Raw genomic sequence first — 18,259 nt, forward strand, 5'->3', positions numbered from 1 at the left:
CATTGCTTTTTGTACTTTTGTTTTCGGAATATTAATATATTAGGAACAAAGGTTATGCAAGAAGAGGAATATACATTCGTAACTTTAGACGGCAATGACGTCATGCCAGCGGATGCTGTCATAATAGACGTGGAAGGAGGAGGTGTCGACCTAGGCGACGCCATTGTTATAGACGATAGTAGCATCGAGTCTTTCGATCATTCAGACTTTATAACATTGGCGGACGATACGGTTATGCTTTCCGATACAGATATGATGGATCTGTACTCTACGGATATGGATGGCGCAGATATTTCGTTTATCGTATGATCGCAGTTAAATGTCCACATTGCCATGTAGGATTAAAGGTAGACGAGGGGAAGATTCCCCTCGGCATTACCTCCTTTAAGTGTCCGAAATGCAAAGAGCCTATTCCTTTGTCCTTATTATCCGAGAAAAGTAATCATCAGGAAGTCGATTCCGATACGATTTTAGTGACACCTGTCAAGACTGGAATCGACAGACTGACGGTTCTTCCAGACGCCGATACACCTGAACAAGCGTTTCCTCTTCACGAAGGGAAGGTTGTCATTGGCCGGAAGTCGAACGCCTCACAAGCCACGATGCCAATTATCACGGCTGATCGCACGATGAGTCGCGAGCATATTTGCATTGAGGTGAAAAAAGATTCAAAAGGTGGATATAAACATTTCCTTACCGACAATAATAGTAAAAACCATACGTTATATAATAACAGTTACCTAGAGAATGGCGAGGTGGTCGTGCTCAATGATAATGACGAGATTATTATTGGTCGCACCGTCTTACGTTTTAATGAATAAAACTCATTTGTTATGATTATAACGATCGGTAAGCCATGTGCTATTACGGAAAAAGGAGGCAGATCGAATAACGAGGATTCCATTTACCCGCTTCCCGAACAAGTGACCCTTGACCAAAAATTGTTTATGGTTTGCGATGGTGTGGGTGGAGCCGAGAAAGGGGAGGTAGCCAGCTCATTAGCTTGCGAGTCCATACAAACTTTCTTTTCTACGTTCCTAAAGGATGATCCCACGCCTGAGTTTATCCATAAAGCCGTACATTATGCGGAAGTCTGTTTCGACTCCTATGTTCAAGAGCATCCGGAAGCGATGGGTATGGCTACTACGCTCACCATGGCCTATATCGCTTCTTCCGGAATCGTATTGGCTCATATCGGAGATAGCCGGATCTATCATCTGAGGAAGGGGGAGATTTTATATCAAACAGAAGATCATTCATTGGTAAATTCATTGGTTAAATTAGGTAAGATCACTCCGGAAGAAGCGTTAACCCACCCCCAGCGGAATGTGATTATCCGGGCTATACAAGGCACTCATACTCCAACAGAAGCGGACATTATTACCTTGAACGATATTCAACCCGACGATTTCCTCTTTCTTTGTACGGACGGGGTTCTTGAAAGACTGAAGAATGAAAAGATCGCAGAGATATTTAATGGTCGTTTATCTGTTCCGGAAATAAAGGACGCTCTCATGGAAGCCTGTGACGGCAAGACTCGGGATAATTTTTCTTTTTATATCATACCTATTCAAAAAGTGGAAGATAGCATGGGTTTTAAGCAAAATATTCTCTCTTTTCTTTATTCTTTTATATAAATAACGTACTTTTGGCAGATTAAATGGAATTATTCAAGGTTATGAATCTGCCAGACGGACATCTTCTTCAAAACGGAAAATACAGACTTACTCATGTGGTTGGTCAAGGTGGTTTTGGCATAACCTACAGAGGAGTTTGGTATACAGAGGTTAAAGGATCTTTAGGCACCGTAAAGACGGAGGTCCCTATCTGTGTCAAGGAATATTTCTTCAAGGATTATTGTTATAGAGAACCCGGTTCCCAAGCCGTAAAAGTACATTCGGAGACGGGAAAGGTCTTATTTAACAAGTTCAAGGAAAAACTGATCAAAGAGGCAAAGATCCTATCGGAAGTTCACCATCCCTATATCGTAAACGTGTTGGAGGTTTTCGAGGAAAACAATACGGCTTATATTGCCATGGAGTATATTTCCGGCTTCTCGCTAAAATATATGCTTGAGAAAAACGGGATATTGCCCGAAGCTACGGTCCTTAAATATGTACGGCAAATTGGCGAGGCGTTACAATTCGTTCATGATAAGAGTATCTTGCATCTGGATATCAAGCCTAGCAATATCTTGATCGATAAGAACGGGAACGCCCGCTTGATCGATTTCGGAGTCAGCAAACGTTACGATATCGAACAGGAAGAGACCAGCACTACGATGTTAACCCTTTCTAAAGGATTCGCATCCATAGAGCAATACGATAACGAAGGAACACAAGTGTTCTCGCCCCGTCCGGATATTTATTCCTTGGGAGCCACGATGTATAATCTGTTAACGGGAACAATCCCTACAGAATCTATACTACGTGCCGCACGTCCTTTGCGAAACCCCTCTGAAATCAATGCGGCGATCAGCCCGAAAACAGAGGCTGTTATCATAAAAGCGATGCAAATCATTCCTGCGGATCGCTTTGAGACGGTGGGCGAGATGTTGGCGTCTTTGGATTTTTCTCAAGCGGAAAAGGAAGTTCAGGTTGTCCCAAGTCCATCTCCCGAGATTGTGAATGAGGAAACAACGGTGGTTTATTCATCACCTGTAGATTCTAAATTAGTAGGATCGGATGATGAAGAGACTGTTGTCAATGTGGCTAATCCACCTGCCGTGGAGCCAATAACAGAAAAGAATAATTCCAGAAAGAAAATAATTCCTATCGGAATCGCTATATTTGTCGTTGTAGGATCCGCTACGGCTCTTTTAGTGCATAGCAATAGGCCCACAAAAGAGGTTGTCGAGAGTATTGATTTACCTTCAGCTGTGGAGCCGGATAGCAATGTCTCAAAAGAAGTAGAAATGCCAGATCACCCAGTTTTACATACGGAACCTCCTATCTCTGAGATAAAGGAAGCGGAGAAACAAGAGCCTAAAGTGGAAGAGAAACGACCTATGGAAACAGAGCATACGATAGAAGAGAATGTTCTCCCGGATCAGCCATCGGAAAATGAGATGAATGAGAAATATAACTCGTTAATCGCCTCCGGTAAGGAAAAAATGGCCAAAGCTGATTATTTGGGAGCTAAGAAAGATTTGTCGGAGGCAAAGGATACGAAACTTACGGAAGAGGTAGTCCGGTTGATCATCGCTTGCGATGAGAAAACCGAGGAGAAACGTATAGCGGACAAAAAGGCCCTGTATGAGGAGAAAATGGCTTTCGGACGATATAAGATCGTACGTAAGAAGTCAAATAACAGATACGGGGCGATCGATTCGAAAGCCGAGGAACGTATTCCTTGCAAATACCTAAGTGTCGGTATCGCGGATAACGGCCGGGCATTCGAACGGGAAGACAATTTGTTTGATATTTATAATTCTGACGGATCATTGATTAGCGAAGGCCTTACTTATTATTGATTGTAATATTATGAACAACTAAACATGTATTTACCTATTATATGAAAAGACTTTGGATATTGATGATATGTGCGGTATTTCCCCTCGGACTGCTGGCGCAACAGCGTACGGAATACAACCGTAAGGGAGATGAAGCGATGAAACGTCTTGATTATAGTGACGCTAAAATGTGGTACGAGGAAGGCGTATCGCAATGCGACGCATACAGTATTGATCAGCTGACTACGATTTGGCTTTCCAACGAGCGAATGCGGCCTTCCATGCGTAGCTTGATGAATAAATGTTTAAACTGCCTGACAGTCAAAGCTACGGAAGATGATCCGGATGCCATCTCTAAATTAATCATTTATTATTCGGAAGGTATCGGAACCCCTAAAAGTGAGGAGCTAGCAACCTATTGGAAAGAATACCAAGAGATGTTGTTAAAGCCGGCGGAACCGGAGGCCCAACCGATAGATTCCGCGGCGGTATCCCCTAAGAAACGAATGGAGTTTTTTGCGGGATACTCGTATTCGATCGAATCTCCTTATGGAATCACGGTAGGAGGTATGGGGCAACGCTTCGGTTGGTATGTCCGTTTCAAGACGAATATGTCTTTTATGAATTATACGGACGAATGTAATAACCAAGGGCAGATTATTAAGTTCTCTAATTCGGAAGGGGAATCTTATGAGCTTAATACAGGTAAATCCTCGAAGACAAATAGTATAGCCGGAACGGCCGGTTTAATCGTAAAATGCTTTCCGTGGCTATATGCCTCCGTTGGTTTGGGATATGGTGAAAGAGCTTTACTACATTCGTTCACGACCCATTCCTATGAAAACTACGATAGTACACGAGAGGTATGGTGCCGGAATATTGATTCCTCATACAAAGGGGTCGCTGCCGAGGTTGACTTGATGATGAAAATAACGAACTCTGTATTTATTAGCGTTGGATGCAATACGGTTAATTTTAAGTACTTGGATCTAAACGCTGGCTTAGGTGTATTCTTTTAATATTGATTATTTATGAAACATATATACTCACTCTTCTCTATTCTATTTGCGGCTTTATTAATGGCCGGATGCGTGAATGATCCGGATATAGATGGTGGCATTCGAAACGCTAAAAAACCGTCTGTTAAGACAGACGAGATATTGAAGTCCACGGCTAGTTCCGTGACAGTATCGGGGGAGGTCCTGCAAGAAAACGGCGCTCCCGTGACAGAGGCCGGTTTTTGTTGGAGCACGGAATCTACCTTTACTGTGATAGAGAAAAATAAAAAAGCCGTATCCAAGCGTAAGGTAAAATATGAGGCTACGATCGAGGGCTTAACCAATGATCTGGATTACTATATCCGGGCCTATGCGATCAATGCGGTAGATACCGCTTATGGAGAGATTTTACCTTTTAAGACGAAAGATGGATTAGGAAGCGTTAAGACCTTATTTCCAGTCAACGTGATGTCTACTTCCGTTCAATGCGGAGGTATGATAACCAAACAAGGGGAAGCCGAAATCGAGGAAAGGGGTATTTACTTAATGCTGAATCCGGAGCCTTCAGCATCCGACTCTACGATTCGTATAGACATGGAAGCCGATTCGTTCTATTGTACGATCTCCGATTTAAAACCGGAAACTACCTATTACGTTAGAGCTTACGCAAAAAGTAAATATGGTGAGTATAACGGGGCGAAAGTCGAGACCTTTAAGACCACGAATGGTCGTCCTGTATTAGATGATAACAAATTCAAGAAAATAGCGACAGAGTTTACCTATGCGGAGTTCTCCATGGAAATAATAAGCGAGGGAGATTCTCCGATCACGGCATGTGGTTTCTGCTTTAGTACTGATAAATCACCGACAATAGAAAATGGGGATACTATTATTTGCGGAGCGGGTATCGGAGAATTTGCCGGGAAAATCTATGATATGCAACAGCAGAAAGGGTATTACGTACGTGCTTATGCGACAAACGCTTTAGGTACTACCTATAGCGCAGGCGAAGGTATCCATACGATTCTGGAAAGTGAGTTGCCTACAGTCAATACAAAGGAGGTGTCTACTATTAAAAACGGTACCGCATGGGTAGGAGGAGAGGTCTTAGCCGAAGGTGCCTCACCGGTTACAGAGGCTGGTGTATGTTGGGGAACTAGTCCTAGTCCGGCCTTTGGTAATTGTGAAGGAGCGGTAGCTCTTTCTTCCGGTACACAAGCGTTTACGGGTACGATAAAGGAATTGAGAGGAGGCACGAGCTATTATTTAAGAGCTTACGCTAAAAATAAGAATGGTATCGCTTACGGAGAGGAAGTTCGCTTCCAAACTCCGGATATATTTGGAGCAGGGGCAAGGTTTGAGGGAGCTTTCCGGATACCGGGATCTACCTCTTTCTGTACCTTGGCTAATAGCACGGGATTCTTGTTAGGCGGTGACACGGGTAGGGAATACACCGATGAGTTTTGGGGATATATGACCTCTAAGAAAGAATGGTTGCCCTTAAGGTCTCAGCCTGAGAAATTATCGGGCCAAGCATGTTTCAGCATCGGATTTGGCCTATGGACTTTTGGTGGTTTGGATAACACGGGAAAGATATGTGACAGTTTATATGTATACTCCACATCCGATAATTCTTGGAGCGCCGTACAAACAGACCAGCAACGGCCTAAAGGTATGTATCGGGCGGCATGTTGCAGAATGGAAGATCAAGCGTTCCTCATAGGTGGACGTAGAGGTAACGAACTAATCGATGAAGTCTGGACTTATGAACCGAGCGCTTTCGTTTGGAGCAAGAAATCTAATTTCCCGATTAAACAATACGGCGGAATATCCGTTGTAATTGGTGACCGTATATATGCCGGACTGGGGATTATTAATAAAGCGGATCCTTCTTTGGAATATACGACACAGTTTTGGTCTACAGACAAGAACGCTGTAGCTTGGGAAAAGGAGGCTTCGTTCCCCGGAAGGATGCTTTTATGTGCTATCGCTTATGGTAATTACGTATATGGCGTAGACGGGGACGGTTATATTTGGCGCTATGATCCGGACTCTCAGAACTGGAGCCAGAAATCCCAGTTACCAGCGGCTAACAGGTCTGTACATTGCATGTATGTCTTGGATAATTATATCTATATAGGTTTGGGCAATGCCTCTAACTCATTAATCAGTTACGATCCTACTTGGGATAATTAAAGATGAATAGAACAGCGATTTTAGAACAGATACAGAAGAACGTAGAACGGCTGTCGGCTCCTGATCTACCGGAATACAAATATATCCCGTTGCATCAGAAGCCATCGCCTTCAGTCGCTACGTTGCATGAGATCATGCGCCTATTACGTACGGTTATCTTCCCCGGATTCTTTGGTACGGAACAAGAGGCTCAATTAGGCTCTATCCAATATTATACGGGAGTCTATTTGGAAAAGATCTATGATCTCTTGCAAGAGCAAATATATAATGGACTTTGTTTTGAGGTAGAGCGTTGTTGTGATTCCAAGGACCGGGCTTCCGAGATCTCGATCGCTTTTATTAACCGGATTCCTCATATCAAATATTTACTGTCCACCGATGTAAAGGCCATCTTGGATGGTGATCCGGCAGCCAAGAGCGTGAGTGAGATTATATTCTGTTATCCGGCGGTCTACGCGCTTTTACATCAACGGGTCGCTCATGAATTATTCGAGCTAGGCGTACCGGTACTCCCGCGTATCATTACGGAAATGGCACACTCGCAAACCGGGATCGACATTCATCCCGGGGCGCAGATCGGAGAATATTTCAGTATCGATCATGGAACGGGTATTGTCGTGGGACAAACCGCCATTATCGGAAACCATGTCCGCCTTTATCAAGGTGTGACGTTAGGAGCCAAGAGTTTTACGCTGGACGAGGAAGGACTTCCGATAGATTTGCCCCGTCACCCGATCATCGAGGATTATGTGACCATTTATTCCAACGCATCGATATTAGGACGGATCACTATTGGCCGAGGATCTATTATCGGGGGTAACATCTGGCTCACCCATAGTGTACCTCCCAATTCCAAGATATCTCAATCACGTGTCGAAGAAAAATTCACGGAAATATGATATTATTTGAAAGAGATTCCGTATGTTTGTGCAAATGACATTACGGTGTTTTCCTTAAATAATAGAATATGACCATGAACAAAGTAAAGACATTAGATGATCTCAAGAAAATGCGTGAATCTCTTCGTGCGTCTTTGGATCTGCGTGAAAAAAGCAATACCCCTGATCAGCTCGTACAAATTAAGGTTTCTATGGCCACTTGCGGTATAGCTGCCGGAGCCAAGGAGATAATGAGTTATTTTATCGAGGTTTTAGACCGGCAGAGAATCGATGCGTTGGTAACTCAAACCGGATGCATGGGCTATTGTTATGCGGAACCGACTATCGAAATCAAGCTTCCGGGTCAGGAGCCGTTGGTATTCGGTTATGTCGATAAGGCAAAAGTAGAAGAGATCATAGACAAGTATATCCGTAAGGGTATCTTGGTAGACGGCATCATTCCTGTAACTTACACCACCGTAAAACCCGAATAAGAAATTTAATATCTTACATAAATGGCACAATACACGAATTATATATTGGTGTGCGGTGGCACAGGTTGCCGTGCATCACAAAGCGAGCAGATCATCGAGAATCTGAGAGCCGCCGTCGAGCAATACGGATTAGAGGATACACAAGTGATCCGTACTGGATGCTTCGGTTTCTGCGAGAAGGGTCCGGTGGTTAAGATGATCCCCGATAACACTTTTTACGTACAAGTTCAACCATCGGATACGGACGAGATCGTACGGGAGCATTTGGTAAAAGGCCGTAAAGTGGAACGGTTACTTTATATGAATCCAGAGAACCGTGAGCTGGTTCCGGACTCCAAGCATATCGGATTCTATAAGAAACAGCTACGAATCGCCCTTCGAAATTGTGGCTTTATCAACCCGGAGAATATCGATGAGTATATCGCTCGTGACGGCTATGTAGCGTTGGGAAAAGCCCTTGTGGAAATGACTCCCGAGGAAGTAATCAAGGAAATCATGGATAGCGGCTTACGAGGTCGTGGCGGTGGTGGTTTCCCCACAGGCTTGAAATGGCAGATTACCCGTAAGGTACAAGCGCCTCAAAAATACGTGGTTTGTAATGCGGACGAGGGCGACCCGGGCGCTTTTATGGATCGCTCCATATTGGAGGGCGACCCGCATTCGATTGTGGAGGCTATGGCGATTAATGGATATTGTACGGGAGCTAGCAAAGGTTTGGTATATATCCGTGCCGAATATCCGCTAGCCGTGGAACGTTTGAAAATAGACATACGGCAAGCGAAAGAATATGGATTGCTGGGCGAGAATATATTTGGGACTGATTTCTCATTCGATATCGAGATCCGGTACGGTGCCGGAGCTTTTGTTTGTGGAGAGGAGACCGCTTTGATCCACAGTATGGAAGGTTTGCGAGGCGAGGCTACCGTAAAGCCACCGTTCCCTAGTGAACACGGGTATAAAGGTTGTCCGACCAATGTAAATAACGTAGAGACTTATGCGAATATCCCGGTGATCTTGTTAAGAGGCGCTAAATGGTTCAGTAGTATCGGAACGGAGAAAAGCAAAGGAACAAAGGTGTTCGCCTTGGCTGGAAAGGTAAACAATGTAGGTCTGATCGAGGTTCCTATGGGTACGACTTTGCGTGAGGTTATCTTTGGAATTGGGGGAGGTATCAAGGATGGAAAGAAGTTTAAGGCTGTGCAAACCGGTGGCCCGTCAGGAGGTTGCTTGACAGAAAAGCATCTTGATCTTCCTATCGATTATGATAATTTGCTTGCCGCTGGTTCCATGATGGGTTCCGGAGGTATGATCGTCATGGACGAGGATGATTGTATGGTAGCCATGGCTAAGTTCTATCTGGACTTTACGGTCGAGGAATCTTGCGGTAAATGCGCACCGTGCCGTATCGGTAATAAACGCTTACATGAGATATTGCAGAAAATTACGAGTGGAAACGGAACCGAAGAGGATTTGACCCGTCTAAGGAATCTGGCGATGGTGATTAAGGATACCGCTTTATGCGGCTTGGGACAGACTTCCCCGAATCCGGTTTTATCTACGATGGATAATTTCTACGATGAATATCTGGCGCATGTCCGGGAGCATCGTTGTCCGTCTCATCAATGCCGGGAACTTACTCAATATTTCATCAATCCGGAGAAATGTAAAGGATGTACGCTCTGTGCCCGTGTTTGTCCGGTGCACGCAATTACAGGTGGACGGAAAATTCCTCATATTATCGATCCGCAAGCTTGTATCCGTTGCGGTACCTGTATGGAGAAGTGTAAGTTCGGAGCGATTTATGTCCACTAAATTCATTTACAATCATGGAAACAATTAAATTAATCATAGATAATAAAGAGGTGGAAGTGCCGAGAGGAACCACCATTTTAGATGCGGCAAAAAGTGTAGGTATCCATATCCCGACACTCTGTTATATGAAACTGGAGGATTTGCATTATGAGAATAATCCGGGAGCTTGCCGTATTTGTGTCGTAGAGATCGAGGGACGTAGAAATTTAGCCCCATCCTGTAAAATGGAATGTACGGAAGGTATGGTCGTACGGACACATACCCCTCGGGTAATGAATGCCCGCAGGACGGTGATGGAGCTGATCCTCTCGAATCATCCGGCGGAATGCCTGACATGTAGTAGCAACGGACATTGCGAGTTACAAAAGATCGCGCACGACCTAGGAATCCGCGAGATCCGGTATAAGGGAGAAATGTCTACATTTACGATAGATCGTTCCCCTTCTATTGTCCGGAACATGAACAAATGCATCATGTGCCGCCGTTGTGAGACCATGTGCAATACGATACAGACGGTTGGCGCCTTGACTGCCGTGAACCGTGGATTTAACGCGGCCGTATCGACAGCTTTCGAACGGGATATGGCCGGAAGTACCTGTTCTTATTGTGGACAATGCGTATCCGTCTGTCCTGTAAACGCGCTTAGCGGACGTAATACGCAACAGCCGGTCTTGGACGCTTTGGCCGATCCTACTAAAATTGTTATCGCCCAGACAGCGCCGGCGGTTCGCACAGCGTTGGGACGTGATTTCGGGTATGAGCCGGGTACATTGGTTACAGGCAAGATGGTTTCAGCTTTGCGTCAATTGGGTTTTGATTATGTATTTGATACGGACTTTGCCGCCGACTTGACCATTATGGAAGAGGGAACGGAATTATTACATCGCCTAGGTAGTTACTTGAATGGAGACAAAGAGGTGAAAATACCGTTAATGACGAGTTGTTGTCCGGGCTGGGTTAGCTTTGTGGAACAACATTTCCCCGAGTTACGGGATAATTTATCTACAGCCAAGAGCCCGCAGCAAATGTTCGGAGCGATCGCCAAGAGCTATTTCGCCGAGAAGTTGGGAGTGGACCGTAAGGATTTGGTAGTCGTATCTATCATGCCTTGTTTGGCGAAGAAGTATGAGGCTAGCCGCCCGGAGTTTAGCGTGGAAGGTAATCCCGATGTAGATTATTCGATATATACCCGTGAGTTAGCCCGTTTAATCCGTTATGCGAATATAGATTTCAATGAACTGCCGGATGGTGAGTTCGATCGTCCGTTGGGTGAATCTACCGGAGCGAGCGTGATCTTCGGTACTACCGGCGGTGTTATCGAGGCCGCTTGCCGTACTGCTTATGAATTATATACGAAGAAAAATCTGGATAAAGTGGACTTCGAGGAGTTACGCGGGCTGGAAGGTATTCGTAGCGCTACCATCGATTTTAATGGGACTCCGGTAAAGATCGGTATCGCTCATGGTCTGGGGAATGCCCGCAAATTGATCGAGGAGGTGAAGAACGGTACCTCTCCTTATCATGCGATCGAGGTGATGGCTTGTCCGGGAGGCTGTATCGGCGGTGGCGGACAACCGTTCCACCGAGGCCGTATGGAGGTACTTCGCCGGCGTGCTGCCGCTCTTTACCGGGAAGACGCTAACAAACCGCTTCGCAAGAGCCATGAGAATCCGTATATCCAGCAATTATACAGCGAGTATTTGGGAGAGCCTTGCGGACCGAAAGCCCACAAATTACTGCATACACATTACATAGATCGTAAGGAAGTAATCGGTATGTATATAGAAACTGAAAAAAGTAAATAAGCCATGAATGAGATACATTTGCCTAAAACAAAAGTAGCGGAGCTACATGCGATATGCGCTGAACGCAACAACGATCCCGGGGAGTTGATCAATATCTTGCACGCCGCCCAAGGCTTGTTCGGATATTTACCACCGGAAGTCCAACAGGTTATCGCCGCCGAATTGAATATCCCGGTCTCAAGGGTATATGGCGTAGTTACTTTTTATTCATTCTTTACGATGACCCCCAAGGGGAAATACCCCATCTCGGTTTGTCTGGGAACGGCCTGTTACGTGCGTGGTGCGGAAAATGTTCTGGAAGAAATGCAACGTCAATTGGAAATAAAGGTAGGAGAGACTACACCGGACGGTTTGTTCTCCTTGGATTGCTTACGCTGTGTCGGTGCTTGCGGATTGGCTCCGGTGGTCATGATCGGCGGGAAGGTCTATGGAAGGGTTACTCCCGAGAAGGTACGGGATATACTTTCCGACTACTATCTGAAAGAGCAATAAGATACGAAAACACAAGCGGTCACATAAGGTTTTACGTGACCGCTTGTATAAAATAATGCGAATAATCGTATTTTCAGAAACGACTGATCGAACCGCCACCCCCGGAGCTTCCACCTCCCCAAGAGCCGCCACCGCCGCCTCCGCTAAAACCTCCGAAACCACCACCGCCACCCATAATAATAGGGCCACCTCCTCCTCGGTGTATGCGGTCGATGGTACGATTTTTTTTCTCTGTATACCCGCAACTCTTACAGCGGTATACATCTTCGGCCAGACCTTCCGAGAAACGAGTCGCTTCCCGGATCACCTGCTGCCCCATATATACAAAGGTTTTCTTTCCACAACGGGGACATGCCTTCGGACGATACTTTAAGTATGCGATAAATGCCGAGAAACCGATCATCCCGATAATCCCCACCACGAATATCCACATAAAATCATCATCGGACGAGGAAGAAGAACGGTTGCCAGTCATGCCTGCCCGTTCATAGTCGCTGGACATTAAATACTTGGTAACCGCCATGACTCCTTTCAACATGCCGGCGCTATAATCCCCGGCCTTTAGATCGGGCATCATATACCGCTGCTGGAGCCGGTAGCAAATCGCGTCGGGTAAGACACCCTCGATGCCATATCCCGTCTCGAAAACGACCGAACGTTGGGAAGGTTCCGTCACCAACTGGATCAATAAACCATTATCCTTGCTCTTCTGCCCCAAGCCCCAATGCTTAAATAGATCTGTGGCGAACATCCGGGCATCCTGATCCCCGATGCTATTCACGGCAACGACAGCTACCTCGATACCGAGACTATCTTCCACTACATTTAATAATTGATTGATACGTGCCGCGTCATCCGGGGTAATGATACCATCCGGATTACTGACATGGTTCAACCGGTTGGAAAGACGTACGTTCGGAATGGTCTCGATCGAATAATCCTTTGCCGCGAAAATAGAAGAGGCAAAACCAACCAGCAATAAACTGATCCATAAAAGGCTTACCGGACACTTGCGCCTAGATCTTATATTCTTTATCTCACTCATTCAGCGAATGGCTATTAGAATTCTACCTTAGGAGCCTTTTCCGCACCGGATTCAGCGGCGAAATAAGCTTTCGATTGGAAGCCGAACATTCCGGACAAAATATTGTTCGGGAATTGGCGAATATAGGTATTATAAGACTGAGCTACCTCATTAAAACGTTTACGCTCTACTGAGATACGATTTTCGGTCCCTTCCAATTGCGCTTGAAGCTCCATAAAGTTTTGATTCGCTTTTAAGTCTGGATAACGCTCTAAAACAAGCATCAAACGGGAGAGGGCATTTCCTAACTCACCCTGTGCGGACTGGAATTTCTTCAAGGATTCCTCAGTAAGGTTAGAAGGATCAATCGTAGTCTTCGTCGCCTCGGCACGAGCGTTGACCACACCTTCTAAAGTCTCTTTCTCATGCGCGGCGTATCCTTTTACCGTATTTACCAGATTCGGGATCAAATCCATACGGCGTTGATATTGGTTCTCAACTTGGCTCCATGCGTTTTTCACGCCTTCGTCTTGAGTTACCATATTATTATACACGCCTTTCACCCAAAAGAATAATATCGCTACGATAGCGATGATAATCCATACAACTTTGTTCTTAAACATCTTTGCCTTATAATTTATTGATTATACATAATGAGACAAAGCTATATAAAAAAATCGGATTATCCACATAGCGATTGGCGGCTGCTTATAACTGCGATTGTTAGCTGCTTATAATGGGCATTGTAACATCCTTATATTGCCCATTGTTAGAACCTCATACTGGGCATTATAGGAAGGAGCTTGCCGCGATGCTGCGGATGGAAGCCCACCGCATAGATTCTATTTATCTTCCCATAGATAAAACTGATCAATGAAATCCAAGGCTTTTAGGGTACATGTAAGTGAATTGTTCTATATTTGCACTTAATAAATCTAAATAAATATAGTTATGCGTAAAACAATTTATGCTAAAATGACGGCATTACCGGTAGGACTCTGCGCTTTAGCCTTTGCGGTTACCTCGTGCGGTTCTTCCGAATACAAGAAATTTGCCGACAATGAAGGTAAGCAAGTGGCCTCTATCCTGCGGGAAAACGACTGTTTGGCCTGCCACTCTGAAAATGCGCCTCTGCCATTTTACGGTAATTTACCGTTGATCGGTCCCGTAGTACAGGCAGACATGAAGGAGGCCGTTCACTATGTGGACTTGACTGCTATGGTGGAAGCCTTGGAGAACGGGCAGCCCGTTTCAGAGGTTGATTTGGCGAAGGTGGAGAATACGGCCCTAAGCGGCTCTATGCCCCCGGCTAAGTATTCCCATATGCCGATGCACTGGGGAACCAGCCTTGACGACAATGAGAAAGCGGTGATCATTTCATGGGCGAAGAATGTCCGTAAAGATCGTTTCACGACCGAAACCGTAGCGGAAGAATTTAAGAATGAGCCTCTTCAGCCTCTAATGAAGAGCTTGCCTACAGATCCGGCGAAGGTAGAGTTGGGTTTTGCCCTGTATCATGATACTCGTTTGTCTGCGGACAATACGATCTCTTGCGCTACTTGCCACGGATTGAACACAGGTGGTGTAGACCGTAAGCAATATTCGGAAGGTATTAATGGACAGTTCGGTGGTGTTAACGCTCCGACCGTATATAATGCGGCGCTTAATTTCGTTCAATTTTGGGACGGACGTGCGGCAGACCTAAAAGAGCAAGCGGCTGGTCCTCCATTGAACCCAGTGGAAATGGGTTGTACCTCATTCGACCAGATTTGCGAGGCTTTAGCGCAAGATAAGGATTTCACGAAGAAATTCACGGAAGTGTATCCGGAAGGTTATTCTCAATCTACGATCACGGACGCTATCGCTGAGTTTGAGAAGACCTTGCTTACGCCGAGTCGTTTCGACAAATACTTGATGGGAGATAAAAACGCGCTTACAGCGGAAGAATTAGAGGGCTATCAACTATTCAAGGACAATAAATGCGCTACTTGCCACGTTGGTGTAAATGTCGGTGGTCAATCTTACGAGTTCATGGGTATCAAGAACAGCTATTTCGATTACCGGAATACAGGGTTGACGGACGGTGATAACGGACGCTATGCCGTGACTAAGAAAGAATCCGATCGTCATAAGTTCAAAACCCCGACACTTCGTAACGTGATGCTGACTTATCCGTACATGCACGACGGAACGGTAGCCTCTGTAGAGGATGCGATCCGTATCATGCATGAGTTCCAGATCGGAAAGGAGATCAATGATGTAGAAGTTGAAAAAATCGTTGTTTTTCTAGGAACTTTGAACGGAGAATATAATGGAAAAATGCTTCAATAATTGATTAAAAAAGGTACATGTCCTTCCGCTTGTTCTACATATTACTTATATTTGCCGCAGTTAAGTGTGGAGAAGGAATATGGGCACAGGAGGAAGGACTTGCTTCGTATTACCATCATCGTTTCCACGGCAGGAAATCATCCAGTGGAAGGGTTCATGATAAAGAAGAATTAGTCGCCGCGCATCGTACGTATCCTTTTGGTACTTTTTTAAGAGTCACGAACTTGGAGAATATGAAAAGTACCATTGTATGCGTAACGGATCGTGGACCTCGTTATAGAAAACGAATCATTGATGTATCAGCGAGCGCCGCCGAGATATTGGATTTTATCGATAAAGGTGTCGCTAAGGTACGGATAGAAGTCGTTCCCGGCCCCTTAGACCTCCGCTATCTGGACTTGATCTATCCTAAGATTCCTTATCTGGATATAGATTATTTACGTCCGGATCCACCTTATAGGGTGAAATTCACGAAATAAATTTAATATAATGAAGCAAATACTTATCACCGGGGGCGCCGGCTTTATCGGTTCTCATTTATGTGCCCGTCTTTTAGAAGAAGGAAATGAAGTAATTTGTCTGGATAACTATTTTACGGGAAGTAAGGAGAATGTGATTCCTCTGCTGAAAAATCCACATTTCGAGTTGATCAGGCATGATGTTTCTATACCGTTCCAAGCCGAGGTCGATGAGATTTATAATTTGGCATGTCCCGCATCTCCAGTTTATTATCAAATAGATCCGATACAGACGATCAAGACATCCGTGTTAGGAGCGGTCAATATGTTAGGTCTGGCAAAACGGGTGAACGCTAAGATATTACAAGCATCTACCAGTGAGGTGTATGGAGATCCCATGATACACCCGCAGCCGGAAAGCTATTGGGGAAATGTCAACCTGATAGGGCCTCGCTCTTGTTATGACGAGGGCAAGCGTTGCGCCGAGACCTTATTTATGGATTACCATCGCCAAAACAAGGTTCGCATTAAAATCATCCGCATCTTTAATACGTATGGGCCTAATATGAGTACGAACGATGGCCGTGTCGTCTCTAATTTCATTATACAGGCATTACAAAATAAGGACATTACGATTTATGGGGATGGAAACCAAACTCGTAGTTTCCAATATGTAGACGATTTGATCGAGGGGATGATTCGTATGATGAATACCTCGGATGATTTTATCGGTCCGGTAAATATCGGAAATCCGGGAGAGTTCTCGATGAACGAGTTGGCCAAGATCGTGATCCGTTTGACAAACTCCTCCTCTAAGATCGTATACCGCCCGTTGCCGGGAGACGATCCCAAGCAACGTAAGCCCGATATTACGTTGGCCAAAGAGAAATTAGATGGGTGGGAACCTACGGTTTGTTTGGAGGAAGGATTAAAGAAAACAATATTATACTTTAAATCTCTCTAATAAATTTCTAATTTGGCCTAAGAGTATTCTAACTAAATATTCATAAGCGATAAAAGAGTGACTTCTACCTTTGCGTAAAATTTAACGCAAATGGACAGACGAGTCACTCTTTTACTTTTTTTATCTCTTCTTTTCTCTGGGGCGAAAGCCTCTGTTGTCTCCCTCTCCTTGAAAGAGTCCGAGCAACGTTTCTCTGAACACAATCTGGAAGTGATAGCCGAACGGTATAATATCGATATAGCCGAGGCTCAGGTGGTACAGGCCAAACTTTTCGAGAATCCCGTGGTCTCTTTGGAGCAAAATGTTTATAACCGGTTGAACGGACATTACTTTGATTTCGGAAAACAAGGGGAAACGATCGTAGAGGTGGAACAGTTGATCTATATCGCCGGACAGCGAAACAAACGTGTCCGTTTGGAGAAGATCCATAAGGAAATGGCCCTTTACCAATTCGAGGAAGTATTAAGAACCCTCCGGAGCGAGTTGAAGGAGAAATTCGTAACGCTTTATTTCACCCGGAAATCCCAATCCATTTACGATCGTGAGATCGATTCTTTGGCTCATCTGCTGGAGGTTCTCAAGGAGCAGAATGAGAAAGGGAATGTTTCTTTATTAGAGAAGTCCCGTATCGAGGCCCTATTGCTTTCCTTGCGGCAAGAGCGGAATGATATCGCCAATCAAGCAATCTCCCTTCAAGGAGACATGCGGCTTTTACTAGGAATATCCGGCAATGATACCTTCGAGCCGATATTCGATGAGTCTGTGTTGAACCAGATCGATATGGACTCCGTCCCTTTCTCTGAATTGACCTCTTTATTATACGAACGTCCGGATCTTAAGTTGGCGCAAGTAAGCATCAAGGCTTCGGAGGCGGACGTGAAATTACAACGTTCCCTCGCTTTCCCGGAAGTGAGCGTAAAGGGTACGTATGATAAGGCCGGTAACTTTATCAATGATTATTGGGCGATCGGATTGAGCGTCTCTCTCCCTATATTTAACCGGAATCAAGGGAATATCCGGGCGGCGAAAATATCTGTCGCTCAAAAGGCCCATAAGGAAGAATACGCACGCCGCCAGGCCGAGAATGAATTATTCACCAGCTATGCCCGATTGGAAAAGGCGATTCAGCTTTATCGTTCCTCGAACTATGGATTGGAGAAGGATTTCGCCTTGATTATCGAAGGCGTGAACTTGAATTTCCAAAAACGGAATATCAGTCTCCTTGAGTTTATCGATTATTATGAGACCTACAAAACAACCTGCTTGCAACTTTACCAAACTCAAAAAGAAGTGTTACTGGCCTTGGAGGAGGTAAATACCGTAACGGGTAGCCATGTATTCAACTATTAAAAGCAA

At 44.9% G+C, this 18,259-nt stretch carries 17 protein-coding genes; 15 read left to right on the forward strand and 2 right to left on the reverse strand.

Annotation, left to right across the window (positions count from 1 at the left end; genetic code table 11):
* Positions 1-54 precede the first annotated feature (54 nt).
* The 11 genes from DWY79_RS11440 to DWY79_RS11490 all read left to right on the forward strand — a co-directional run bounded on the left by DWY79_RS11440 (position 55) and on the right by DWY79_RS11490 (position 12,126).
* Positions 55-309: a hypothetical protein gene (locus DWY79_RS11440; RefSeq protein ID WP_005857054.1), complete on the forward strand. Its 255-nt coding sequence runs from the start codon at positions 55-57 to the stop codon at positions 307-309.
* Complete coding sequence (locus tag DWY79_RS11445) at positions 306-821, forward strand: FHA domain-containing protein (protein ID WP_122369354.1); 516 nt, start codon at positions 306-308, stop codon at positions 819-821. The genes DWY79_RS11440 and DWY79_RS11445 overlap by 4 nt, the downstream gene beginning before the upstream one ends.
* A 12-nt stretch (positions 822-833) precedes the next feature.
* On the forward strand, positions 834-1,637 hold the full coding sequence (locus tag DWY79_RS11450) for a PP2C family serine/threonine-protein phosphatase (RefSeq protein ID WP_005862361.1): 804 nt from the start codon (positions 834-836) through the stop codon (positions 1,635-1,637).
* A gap of 41 nt (positions 1,638-1,678) precedes the next feature.
* The gene (locus tag DWY79_RS11455; RefSeq protein WP_158593847.1) at positions 1,679-3,472 is read left to right on the forward strand and encodes a serine/threonine-protein kinase; all 1,794 of its coding nucleotides are present in this window, start codon (positions 1,679-1,681) and stop codon (positions 3,470-3,472) included.
* Between the two features lie 41 nt (positions 3,473-3,513).
* Entirely contained in the window at positions 3,514-4,470 is a 957-nt protein-coding gene (locus DWY79_RS11460; RefSeq protein ID WP_036629346.1) for a hypothetical protein, read from the forward strand.
* A 12-nt stretch (positions 4,471-4,482) separates the two neighbouring features.
* On the forward strand, positions 4,483-6,645 hold the full coding sequence (locus DWY79_RS11465) for a kelch repeat-containing protein (protein WP_057318744.1): 2,163 nt from the start codon (positions 4,483-4,485) through the stop codon (positions 6,643-6,645).
* 2 nt (positions 6,646-6,647) lie between these two features.
* Entirely contained in the window at positions 6,648-7,544 is an 897-nt protein-coding gene (locus DWY79_RS11470; protein ID WP_005857041.1) for a serine O-acetyltransferase, read from the forward strand.
* 74 nt (positions 7,545-7,618) lie between these two features.
* A complete protein-coding gene (locus tag DWY79_RS11475; protein ID WP_044546039.1) occupies positions 7,619-8,017 on the forward strand; it encodes a ferredoxin in 399 nt (132 codons plus the stop codon).
* Between the two features lie 21 nt (positions 8,018-8,038).
* Positions 8,039-9,829: an NADH-ubiquinone oxidoreductase-F iron-sulfur binding region domain-containing protein gene (locus tag DWY79_RS11480; protein WP_122369356.1), complete on the forward strand. Its 1,791-nt coding sequence runs from the start codon at positions 8,039-8,041 to the stop codon at positions 9,827-9,829.
* 14 nt (positions 9,830-9,843) lie between these two features.
* The gene (locus DWY79_RS11485; protein WP_005862352.1) at positions 9,844-11,634 is read left to right on the forward strand and encodes an NADH-dependent [FeFe] hydrogenase, group A6; all 1,791 of its coding nucleotides are present in this window, start codon (positions 9,844-9,846) and stop codon (positions 11,632-11,634) included.
* Positions 11,635-11,637: 3 nt separating this feature from the next.
* Positions 11,638-12,126 carry an NAD(P)H-dependent oxidoreductase subunit E gene (locus DWY79_RS11490; protein WP_005857033.1) on the forward strand — a complete coding sequence of 163 codons (489 nt, stop codon included), beginning with the start codon at positions 11,638-11,640 and terminating at the stop codon, positions 12,124-12,126.
* 73 nt (positions 12,127-12,199) lie between these two features.
* Here the strand turns inward: DWY79_RS11490 and DWY79_RS11495 are convergent, their stop codons facing one another.
* Together DWY79_RS11495 and DWY79_RS11500 are read right to left on the reverse strand one after the other, a co-directional pair.
* Positions 12,200-13,171 carry a TPM domain-containing protein gene (locus DWY79_RS11495; RefSeq protein ID WP_005862349.1) on the reverse strand — a complete coding sequence of 324 codons (972 nt, stop codon included), beginning with the start codon at positions 13,169-13,171 and terminating at the stop codon, positions 12,200-12,202.
* 14 nt (positions 13,172-13,185) lie between these two features.
* Entirely contained in the window at positions 13,186-13,773 is a 588-nt protein-coding gene (locus DWY79_RS11500; RefSeq protein WP_122369357.1) for a LemA family protein, read from the reverse strand.
* A gap of 328 nt (positions 13,774-14,101) precedes the next feature.
* Here DWY79_RS11500 and DWY79_RS11505 point away from each other — a divergent pair, with 328 nt between their 5' ends.
* From DWY79_RS11505 to DWY79_RS11520, 4 genes are all read left to right on the forward strand, one after another.
* Positions 14,102-15,481 carry a cytochrome c peroxidase gene (locus DWY79_RS11505; RefSeq protein ID WP_005857028.1) on the forward strand — a complete coding sequence of 460 codons (1,380 nt, stop codon included), beginning with the start codon at positions 14,102-14,104 and terminating at the stop codon, positions 15,479-15,481.
* A gap of 17 nt (positions 15,482-15,498) precedes the next feature.
* Positions 15,499-15,960, forward strand: coding sequence for a septal ring lytic transglycosylase RlpA family protein (locus tag DWY79_RS11510; protein ID WP_005857026.1), 462 nt, complete (start codon positions 15,499-15,501; stop codon positions 15,958-15,960).
* Positions 15,961-15,970: 10 nt separating this feature from the next.
* Entirely contained in the window at positions 15,971-16,903 is a 933-nt protein-coding gene (locus DWY79_RS11515; RefSeq protein ID WP_122297240.1) for a UDP-glucuronic acid decarboxylase family protein, read from the forward strand.
* A 90-nt stretch (positions 16,904-16,993) separates the two neighbouring features.
* On the forward strand, positions 16,994-18,253 hold the full coding sequence (locus DWY79_RS11520) for a TolC family protein (protein ID WP_122369358.1): 1,260 nt from the start codon (positions 16,994-16,996) through the stop codon (positions 18,251-18,253).
* Positions 18,254-18,259: the final 6 nt, after the last annotated feature.

The organism is Parabacteroides sp. AF27-14, assembly GCF_003635425.1.
Classification (GTDB): Bacteria; Bacteroidota; Bacteroidia; order Bacteroidales; family Tannerellaceae; genus Parabacteroides; species Parabacteroides distasonis.